At 69.8% G+C, this 7,999-nt stretch carries 8 protein-coding genes; 7 read left to right on the top strand and 1 reads right to left on the bottom strand.

Going from position 1 to position 7,999, the window contains the following annotated elements; all coding sequences use genetic code 11:
- On the top strand, positions 1 to 1,478 hold a 1,478-nt coding region (gene rho, locus ACWDTP_RS35685; protein ID WP_450027941.1), incomplete at its 5' end, for a transcription termination factor Rho.
- 90 nt (positions 1,479 to 1,568) lie between these two features.
- Here the strand turns inward: rho and ACWDTP_RS35680 are convergent.
- Positions 1,569 to 2,189, bottom strand: coding sequence for a TetR/AcrR family transcriptional regulator (locus ACWDTP_RS35680; protein ID WP_450027940.1), 621 nt, complete (start codon positions 2,187 to 2,189; stop codon positions 1,569 to 1,571).
- Between the two features lie 127 nt (positions 2,190 to 2,316).
- Here ACWDTP_RS35680 and fadD1 point away from each other — a divergent pair, with 127 nt between their 5' ends.
- The 6 genes from fadD1 to ACWDTP_RS35650 form a co-directional block, all read left to right on the top strand.
- Positions 2,317 to 3,891, top strand: coding sequence for a fatty-acid--CoA ligase FadD1 (gene fadD1, locus ACWDTP_RS35675; RefSeq protein ID WP_450027939.1), 1,575 nt, complete (start codon positions 2,317 to 2,319; stop codon positions 3,889 to 3,891).
- Positions 3,892 to 4,044: 153 nt separating this feature from the next.
- A complete protein-coding gene (gene rpmE, locus ACWDTP_RS35670) occupies positions 4,045 to 4,317 on the top strand; it encodes a 50S ribosomal protein L31 (protein ID WP_450027938.1) in 273 nt (90 codons plus the stop codon).
- An 88-nt stretch (positions 4,318 to 4,405) separates the two neighbouring features.
- Positions 4,406 to 5,479 carry a peptide chain release factor 1 gene (gene prfA / locus ACWDTP_RS35665; protein ID WP_450027937.1) on the top strand — a complete coding sequence of 358 codons (1,074 nt, stop codon included), beginning with the start codon at positions 4,406 to 4,408 and terminating at the stop codon, positions 5,477 to 5,479.
- Positions 5,476 to 6,321, top strand: coding sequence for a peptide chain release factor N(5)-glutamine methyltransferase (prmC, locus tag ACWDTP_RS35660; protein ID WP_450027936.1), 846 nt, complete (start codon positions 5,476 to 5,478; stop codon positions 6,319 to 6,321). The genes prfA and prmC overlap by 4 nt, the downstream gene beginning before the upstream one ends.
- Before the next feature lie 5 nt (positions 6,322 to 6,326).
- Positions 6,327 to 6,992: an L-threonylcarbamoyladenylate synthase gene (locus ACWDTP_RS35655; protein WP_450027935.1), complete on the top strand. Its 666-nt coding sequence runs from the start codon at positions 6,327 to 6,329 to the stop codon at positions 6,990 to 6,992.
- Positions 6,993 to 6,999: 7 nt separating this feature from the next.
- Positions 7,000 to 7,999 (top strand): MraY family glycosyltransferase (locus ACWDTP_RS35650; protein WP_450027934.1); only part of this gene is annotated, 1,000 nt, incomplete at its 3' end.

Genomic DNA, 7,999 nt, shown 5'->3' with positions numbered 1-7,999 from the left:
TATCGCAATTCGGTCAGCGCATACTCCCGCGAGGTGTTGGCCGCGGCGTTCGGCACCCACATCGAGGATCTGCCCGACTTCCCGTTCACCCAGGCAAGGGCGGTCAGCGTCGACAGGACAAAGACTCCCAGGACGGGCAGTCCGACCAGCAGAATCGCGGTGGCGGCTCCGGCGGCTCCGGCGGCAACGCGGGCTCGAACTCCGCCGATGACGACGGTGATGGCCGTCAGGGGCGCCGGGGCCGCAGGTTCCGGGACCGTCGGCGCCGCGGCGAGCGCGGCGGTGAAGGCGGCGGCGGAAACGACACCGAACTTCGCGACGACGATGTCGTCCAGCCGGTCGCCGGCATCCTCGACGTGCTGGACAACTACGCGTTCGTCCGCACCTCGGGATACCTCGCCGGCCCCAACGACGTGTATGTGTCGATGAACATGGTGCGCAAGAACGGCCTGCGCCGCGGCGACGCGGTGACCGGTGCGGTCCGCGTGCCGCGTGAGGGCGAGAGCGGCGGAAACAACCCGCGGCAGAAGTTCAACCCGCTGGTCCGTCTCGACACCGTCAACGGCGGCCCGGTCGAGGACGCCAAGAATCGGCCCGATTTCACCAAGCTGACCCCGCTGTACCCGAACCAGCGGCTGCGCCTGGAGACCACGCCGGAGCGCCTGACCACCCGCGTGATCGACCTGATCATGCCGATCGGCAAGGGCCAGCGGGCCCTGATCGTGTCCCCGCCCAAGGCTGGTAAGACCACGATCATGCAGGACATCGCGAACGCGATCACCCGCAACAACCCGGAATGCCATCTGATGGTGGTACTCGTCGACGAGCGTCCGGAAGAGGTCACCGACATGCAGCGCTCGGTCAAGGGTGAGGTCATCGCCTCGACCTTCGACCGGCCGCCGTCAGACCACACCCAGGCTGCCGAGCTGGCCATCGAGCGGGCCAAGCGCCTGGTCGAGCAGGGCAAGGACGTCGTCGTGCTGCTCGACTCGATCACCCGTCTGGGCCGCGCGTACAACAACGCGTCGCCGGCGTCGGGCCGCATCCTGTCCGGTGGTGTCGATTCCACCGCGCTCTACCCGCCGAAGCGATTCCTCGGCGCGGCCCGCAACATCGAGCACGGCGGTTCGCTGACCATCATCGCGACGGCCATGGTCGAGACCGGCTCCACCGGTGACACGGTGATCTTCGAGGAGTTCAAGGGCACCGGTAACGCCGAGCTCAAGCTGGACCGCAAGATCGCCGAGCGCCGGGTGTTCCCGGCCGTCGACGTCAACCCGTCCGGTACCCGCAAGGACGAGCTGCTGCTCTCACCGGACGAGTTCGCCATCGTGCACAAGCTGCGCCGCGTGCTCTCGGGCCTCGACAGCCACCAGGCCATCGACCTGCTGATGAGCCAGCTGCGCAAGACCAAGAACAACTACGAGTTCCTGGTGCAGGTCTCCAAGACCGCGCCCGGCTCGATGGACGTCGACTAGGCGCCCGTACACCGCGAACAGACACGCCGGTACCCGAAAACTCACATTTTCGGGTACCGGCGTGTCTGTTCGGCAGGCTGGCTCGGCAGGCTAGGTGCCGGAAGGATCGGCCCGCAGGCCGGGCATCACGTACCGGCGGAGCTGCGTGAGGACGGCGTCCAGGTCATTGGCGTCGAGGTGCTCACCGGGCACGGTGGCGAACGTAAGCACAACCCGGGCAACCCATTCCGAAGCCTCTGCGATATCGGTGCCGGGGTGGATCTCACCCGCGTCGCGCGCGGCCACCACATACCGTGACCAGAACGCGGCCAGATCCGGGACCAGGCCCTGCACCCCGGCGCCCGCGCACGCGGCGAACTCCTCGGGCTCGTCCACCCGCAGCTTCATCGACAGCGCACCGGGATCGTCGTAGGCGGTCCGGCCGTGCCGGATGCCCTCCGCGATCTGGCGGTCCAGCCCCTGGTAGCGCGCCAGCATGGCGTGCGCATCCGACCAGTACGCCTCGTTGAGCCGGACGATGGCCGCGCCCAGCAGCGTCACCTTGTCCGGGAAATGCCGGTAGAGCCAACCACGGGACACCCCGGCGGCCCCGGCGATCTCGGAGACCGTGGTGGCGCGGATGCCCTTGGTGCGCAGACACACCTCGGCGGCGTCGATGAGACGATCGCGCACACTGCGGGGTGTGCCGGTCGGTGACGGAGCATCGGACAACGGGCGGCTCCTGATCTCGGGACTCGGGCTGGTAGCCGATTCTGCCAAGCGCCCGGCGCTACCGAGCGCGGCGCGGCCGTGGTAGACATTCTTCTCGATCTGTTCACTAGCGCCCGGGGGTCGACGAATGGCCGATACGCTGCAACAACTGCTCCGCGAACGGGCCGGCCAGGACACCGTCGCCGTCAAATACGCCGACCGCAGCCTGACCTGGCACGAACACCTCGGCGAGGCCACCGGCCAGGCCGCGGCCCTGCTCGGAATCGCCGACCGCGGCCGTCCGGTGCACATCGGCGCGCTGCTCGGCAACACCCCGGACATGCTGACCGCGATGGCCGCCGCCGCGCTGGGCGGGTACGTGCTGTGCGGGATCAACAACACCAGGCGCGGGGAGGCGCTGGCCTCCGATATCCGGCGCTCGGACTGCCAGATCCTGCTGGTCGACCCCACCCACCGGGACCTGCTGACCGGCCTGGACCTGAGCGGGGTCCGGGTGCTCGACACCGGCTCCGACGAGTGGCGCCGGCTGTGCCGCACCGCAGGCCCGTTCGCGCCGCTGCGCGAGGTGGCGGCCACCGACACGTTCATGATGATCTTCACCTCGGGCACCAGCGGTGACCCCAAGGCCGTCAAGGTCGCGCATATGACGGTGCTGTTCGCCGGCCTGGCCCTGGTCGAGCGGTTCGCCATCACCACCGACGACGTGTGTTACCTGTCCATGCCGCTGTTCCACTCCAACGCCCTGCTGGCGGGGTGGGGGGTCGCGGTCGGCGCGGGCGCCGCGATGGCGCCGGCCGCCTTCTCGGCCTCCGGGCTGCTCGGCGATCTGCGCCGCTACGGCGCCACCTACATGAACTACGTCGGCAAACCGCTCGCCTATGTGCTGGCCACCCCCGAACAGCCCGGCGACAGCGACAATCCGCTGCGGGTGGCCTTCGGCAACGAGGCCGGCGACCGGGACATCGCCGAATTCGGTCGGAGGTTCGGCTGCACCGTGTGGGACGGATTCGGGTCGACCGAGGGAGCCGTGATCGTCACGCGCGAGCCGGACTGCCCGCCCGGATCGGTGGGCAGGGGATTTCCCGGGGTGGCGATCTACGATCCGGAGACCGTGACCGAATGCGCGGTCGCCGAATTCGCCGCGAGCGGCGCGCTGGCCAACGCCGACGCGGCGATCGGGGAGCTGGTCAACACCACGGGGGCGGGGCTGTTCCAGGGCTACTACAACGACCAGTCGGCCACCGACGAACGGCTGCGGCACGGCATGTACTGGTCGGGCGATCTGGCCTACCGCGACGCCGACGGCTGGATCTACCTCGCCGGCCGCACCGCCGACTGGATGCGCGTCGACGGCGAGAACCTGACCTCGGCGCCCATCGAGCGGATCCTGGCCCGGCATCCGGCGGTCAACCGGGTCGCGGTCTACGCCGTGCCCGATCCCCGGGTCGGCGATCAGGTCATGGCCGCCATCGTCGTGCAGGACCGGGCCGGCCTGACGCCCGCCGCGTTCGAGGAGTTTCTGGCCGGCCAGCCCGACCTTTCGCCCAAGGCCTGGCCCCGCCACGTGTGGATCGCCGAAGACCTGCCCGCCACGGCGACCAACAAGATCCTCAAACGCGAGCTCATCGCCCTCGGCACCGAACCCGGCGGGCGCCACCTGTGGCGGCGCGACGGCACCCACTTCGCCGAGGTGCGGGCCTGATCCCACGACCGGCCGGGCGGGAATATCCACCGCTCAGCGCACGTTTAGGCGACTGGCGGTTGACCTGGCATAATGGACCGCCGACCCTCGGTCCCGGTTCACGTCCCGCGTTCGATCACGGCGGCGACCCGGGCCAACGAATGAAGAGGAATTATGAAAACAGGCGTTCATCCCGAGTATGTAGACACCACCGTGCACTGTGGTTGCGGCAATACCTTCACGACCCGCAGCACCAAGCAGAGCGGACAGATCGTCGTCGAGGTCTGCTCGCAGTGCCACCCGTTCTACACCGGCAAGCAGAAGATCCTCGACAGCGGCGGCCGCGTGGCCCGCTTCGAGAAGCGCTACGGCAAGCGGGCCGGGGCGAGCGGAGCGACGGGTAAGACCAAGCCTGCCGCCGCCGATAAGGCCGCTGCCGACAAGTAGCTACGTCAACGGCGCCCGATCTGTCGCATTTGCGTCAGACCCGGGCGTCGTTCTCGTTTCAGGGCACATTCACCAGGAGGAGGTTGACGTGACGGATACCGCACCCAGGATCGAGGCGATCCTGGCCGAGCACGCCGACCTCGAACGCCAGCTCGCCGATCCGAACCTGCACGCCGACGCGTCGGCGGCCCGCAAGGTGGGCCGCCGGTTCGCCCAGGTCTCGCCGATCGTCGCGACCTACCGCAAGCTGGAAGCGGCCCGCGGCGACCTCGAAGCGGCGCGTGAGCTGGCCGCCGACGACGACAGTTTCGCCGCCGAGGTGGACGAGCTGACCGCCACGGTTGCCGAACTCGACACCCAGGTCACCGATCTGCTGGCTCCGCGCGACCCGCACGACGCCGACGACATCGTGCTGGAGGTCAAATCGGGGGAGGGCGGCGAGGAATCCGCGCTGTTCGCCGCCGACCTGGCCCGCATGTACATCCGCTACGCCGAGCGGCACGGCTGGACCGTGACGATGCTCGGCGAGACTTTCTCCGATCTCGGCGGCTACAAGGACGCGACGCTGTCGATCCGGCAGAAGGGAACCCCGGCCGACGGGGTGTGGGCCAGGCTCAAGTTCGAGGGCGGCGTGCACCGCGTGCAACGCGTGCCGGTCACCGAATCGCAGGGCCGCGTGCACACCTCGGCGGCGGGCATCCTGGTCTACCCCGAACCCGAAGAGGTCGAGGAGGTCCAGATCGACGAGTCCGATCTGCGCATCGACGTCTACCGCTCGTCGGGTAAGGGCGGCCAGGGCGTCAACACCACCGACTCGGCCGTGCGGATCACCCACCTGCCCACCGGAATCGTGGTCACCTGCCAGAACGAGCGGTCGCAGCTGCAGAACAAGGCCCGCGCTATGCAGGTGCTCGCGGCGCGGTTGCAGGCGCTCGCCGAGGAACAGGCGTCCGCCGACGCGTCGGCGGACCGGGCCAGCCAGATCCGCACCGTCGACCGCAGCGAGCGGATCCGCACCTACAACTTCCCGGAGAACCGGATCGCCGACCACCGGATCAACTTCAAGGCCCACAACCTCGACCAGGTGCTCGACGGGGACCTCGACCCGCTGTTCGACGCACTGGCCGAGGCCGACAAAAAGTCGAGGTTGCAGCAAGCGTGACCCGGCTGCGGCAGGCGATCGAGGCCGCAACGACACGGCTCGCCGGGGCGGGCGTCGACTCGGCCCGCGTCGACGCCGAGCTGCTGGCCGCCCACGTGCTGGGCACCGATCGCGGCCGCCTGATGGTGGTGGACGATCCCGGTGGGCGGTTTCAGCCGGCTTTCGACGAGCTGGTGGCCGCCAGGGCCCGGCGGGTCCCGCTGCAGCACCTGATCGGCACGGCGGCCTTCGGCCCGGTGACGCTGAGCGTGGGCCCCGGGGTGTTCGTTCCCCGTCCCGAGACCGAGGCGCTGCTGGAGTGGGCGGCCGCCCGGCCGCTGCGACCGGGTCCGGTCATCGTCGACCTGTGCACCGGTTCGGGTGCGCTGGCGATCGCGCTGGCGCGACACCGGCCCGACGCGCGGGTCGTCGCACTCGACGATGCACCGGCCGCCCTCGAATACGCCCGGCGCAACGCCGCGGGCACCCGGGTCGAGGTGCTGAGCGCCGATGTCACCGCACCCGACCTGCTCCCCGAACTCGACGGCGGGGTCGACCTGCTGGTCGCCAACCCGCCCTACATTCCCGACGGCGCCGAACTGGATCCGGAGGTCGCCGAGCACGATCCGCGGCACGCCCTGTTCGGCGGGCCGGACGGGATGGCCGTGATCGGCCCGATCGTGCGGCTGGCCGCCCGCTGGCTGCGCGACGGCGGGGAATGCGGCGTCGAACACGACGACACCACATCGGCGCGCACCCTTGCGGTGTTCGCCGGGGACGGCAACTTCGCCGACCTGCGGGCCCGGCCCGACCTGGCCGGACGACCCCGCTTTGTCACGGCGACCCGGATTGGGCGAAGCTGATCGTCATGACGGAGCTGTTCGACTGCGCCGACCCCGATCAGCGCGCCACCGGTATCGCTTCGGCGGTCAGCGCGGTCAAGGGCGGACGCCTCGTGGTGATGCCCACCGACACCGTGTACGGCATCGGCGCCGATGCCTTCGACACCGACGCGGTCGGCGCGCTGCTGGCGGCCAAGGGGCGGGGCCGCGATATGCCCGTCGGTGTCCTGGTCGGGTCCTGGACCACCATCGACGGGCTGGTCTACTCGGTTCCGCGCACCGCCCGCGAACTCATCCGGGCCTTCTGGCCCGGCGCGCTCAGCCTCGTGGTGGCGCAGGCGCCGTCGCTGCAGTGGGACCTCGGTGACGCGAACGGCAGCGTCATGCTGCGGATGCCGCTGCACCCGGTGGCCGTCGAACTGCTGCGCGAGGTCGGGCCGATGGCGGTGTCGAGCGCCAACATCTCCGGCCGCGCCGCGACGGTCACCGCGACCGAGGCGCGCGATCAGCTCGGCGATCTCGTCGAGGTGTACCTGGACGGCGGCCCGGCGCAGCGGCAGGCCGCATCGACCATCGTCGACCTCACCGGCGCGCATCCGCGCATCCTGCGGGCCGGCCCGATCGGCGCCGACGACGTCGCCAGGGTCCTCGACGTGGAAGTCTCGACACTCACGACCACATTGACGGAGTGAACTCAGCTTGCTGCAGTACGGTGCATCGGTGATCACGGCAGGCCATCAGATCGACGCTGTGGTCCCTTCCGGTCTCCTGGCCCTGTCCGACGAGGGCGCCGGTGTGCCGCTGCGCGAGCTCGCACTGGTCGGCCTGACCGCCGCGATCATCACCTACTTCGCGACCGGCTGGGTGCGCGCGCTGGCCATCCGGCTGGGTGCCGTCGCCTATCCGCGCGAACGCGATGTGCACGTGCAGCCCATCCCGCGCATGGGCGGGCTGGCCATGTATGTCGGTGTCGCGGCCGCCGTCCTGCTGGCCTCCCAACTGCCCGCGCTCACACGGGGTTTCGTGTACTCGACGGGTATGCCCGCGGTGGTCGTGGCCGGCGGGCTGATCATGTCGATCGGGCTGATCGACGACCGGTGGGGCCTGGACGCGCTGACCAAATTCGCCGGCCAGATCACCGCGGCCAGCGTGCTGGTCACGATGGGCGTGGCATGGAGCGTGCTGTACATCCCGATCGGGGGAGTCGGCACCATCGTGCTCGACCAGGTGTCGTCGATCCTGCTGACGCTGGCGCTGACCGTGTCGATCATCAACGCGATGAACTTCGTCGACGGACTCGACGGCCTGGCCGCCGGCCTCGGGTTGATCACGGCGCTGGCCATCTGTGTCTTCTCGGTAGGGCTGCTGCGCGACCACGGGGGCGACGTCCTGTTCTATCCCCCCGCGGTGATCTCGGTGGTGCTCGCCGGTGCCTGTCTGGGATTCCTGCCGCACAACTTCCACCGCGCCAGGATCTTCATGGGCGACTCCGGGTCGATGCTGATCGGCCTGATGCTCGGCGCGGCGTCGACGACGGCGGCCGGACCGATCTCGCAGAACGCCTACGGCGCCCGCGATGTGTTCGCACTGTTGTCCCCGTTCCTTCTGGTGGTCGCGGTGATGCTGGTGCCCGCGCTGGACACGTTGCTGGCGATCGTGCGACGCACCCGGGCCGGCCGTAGCCCGCTCAGCCCGGACA

This window comes from Mycobacterium sp. NPDC003449, from assembly GCF_053588415.1.
Note: the sequence above shows the minus strand (reverse complement) of the source record. Positions and strands in the feature narration are given on the sequence as shown.